Source organism: Halorubrum sp. SS7 (assembly GCF_005435055.1).
Lineage (GTDB): Archaea > Halobacteriota > Halobacteria > Halobacteriales > Haloferacaceae > Halorubrum > Halorubrum salinarum.
Genome location: NZ_SGXV01000095.1, coordinates 1 through 1,433, shown reverse-complemented (window position 1 = coordinate 1,433; position 1,433 = coordinate 1). Strand labels below are relative to the sequence as shown.

Annotated in this window: 2 protein-coding genes; both read right to left on the bottom strand. The window is 61.8% G+C overall.

Annotated features, from left to right (window positions below; genetic code table 11):
- Window positions 1-106: 106 nt before the first annotated feature.
- Window positions 107-907 carry a TrmB family transcriptional regulator gene (locus EXE44_RS16810; RefSeq protein WP_137705755.1) on the bottom strand — a complete coding sequence of 267 codons (801 nt, stop codon included), beginning with the start codon at window positions 905-907 and terminating at the stop codon, window positions 107-109.
- A gap of 99 nt (window positions 908-1,006) precedes the next feature.
- A partial coding sequence (locus EXE44_RS16805) for an RNA-guided endonuclease TnpB family protein (RefSeq protein WP_137717968.1) occupies window positions 1,007-1,433 on the bottom strand: 427 nt, incomplete at its 5' end.

The window sequence follows — 1,433 nt, the reverse complement described above, 5'->3', positions numbered from 1 at the left end:
GTTCGCGTCGGAGGCCGGACGTCGTCCGTGTACAGTCGCTGTCGGCCATTTTTGGTGACACAGTCCCCTCGCGACGCGGCCGCCACACCGTCGGCGGGTCAGACCGCTACTGCGGGTCGCGAGCGGGGATCAGCCCCTGAGCCATGAGTCGCCGGGCGATCACGACGAGACCGTTCCCGAACCCCTCGCCGAAGATCGCCTGTTCCGCTTTGTTGTCGGGGATGATCGAACTCACGAGGATCGTCGAGCGGTCGATCAAGAGGAGCCGCCCGATCCCCGTCTCGTCTGCCGGCACGTCTCGATCCTGTAACCACTCAAGCCCGGAAACGAAGGTCGTTGCGCGCGGAACGGCCGATTCTAACTCTTCTCGAAGCGGCTCAGAGAGGGCTCCGATGACCAGGTCGATGTCGTCGTCGACGCCGTTGAGCGTCTCGGTGAGATCGTCGGTGAGGAGCGTCTCGTCGGCGACGACGAGGACGACCTCTTCTTTCGCCGCGCTGATGAGCCGGTTCGTCCTGTTCTCGATCGCGTCCCGACCGGACATGGCCCAGATCTCCTGTGTCGGGGACTCCTCGTCGTCGCCCACGATGTCGACGGCGTCGAGTGCGCTCTGGAGCCGCCCCACGCGCTCCTCGTACTGGTCGCGAAGCGTCTCGGTCGCCTCGTCCAGCGGAACCGCCCGGAACCGCTGCGGGCTCGAGTGTTGGATTTCGACCAGCCCCTGCGCCTCCAGAACCCGTATCGCGTCGTACACCCGGGTCCGAGGGACCTCCGTGATCTCGCTGAGCTTCTTCGCCGTGCCGGTGTCAAGCCGAGCTAATCCGACGAAGCATCGGGCCTCGTACTCTTTTAATCCGAGTTGCTGGAGGATGTCAATCGCTTCCTCCCCGTTGTTTGATGTGTTCATGTGTCCCAACCTTCCGGGTCCCCCCGGAATTCGCCTGTGGATTCTCCCTCAGGACAGATAGGTATTGTTACTTTTGAGGTGACGGTGAACTACCCCACCCTACTCAGCCACAGGCGTGGCTTCGTTGAGGGTGGGGCTTCCTGTTTCGACGACGCGCTTTGCAGACACGCGAGTGGTGTCCGTAGGGAGCACAGTCTCCACAGGCGTTGATTCGGGCCATCCCAGCCCTAGTTCAGCAAAGCCTCTCTGTAAGATGTTCATCGCCGCGTTCGCGTCACGGTTACACTCGAACCCACAACTCGGACACGAGTGCTCTCTGACCCAGATGGGTTTCGCTGTCTCCACACCACACGTCGCACACTCTTTCGTCGTTCCCGCTGCTTCGACTTGTACGACGTGTGTCCCGTACAGCTCACCTTTGTATTCCAGAAGAGTGATGAACTGTCGCCACGCCGCAGCCTGCTTGTTCCGCGCGTTCCCATCGCCTTGAAGCATCTCAGCGACGTTCAGGTCTTCCACGAACACC

Bases quoted from the DNA above. Each gene is read 5' to 3' on its own strand.
- EXE44_RS16810 (WP_137705755.1), bottom strand. From the start codon at position 907: ATGAACACATCAAACAACGGGGAGGAAGCGATTGACATCCTCCAGCAA.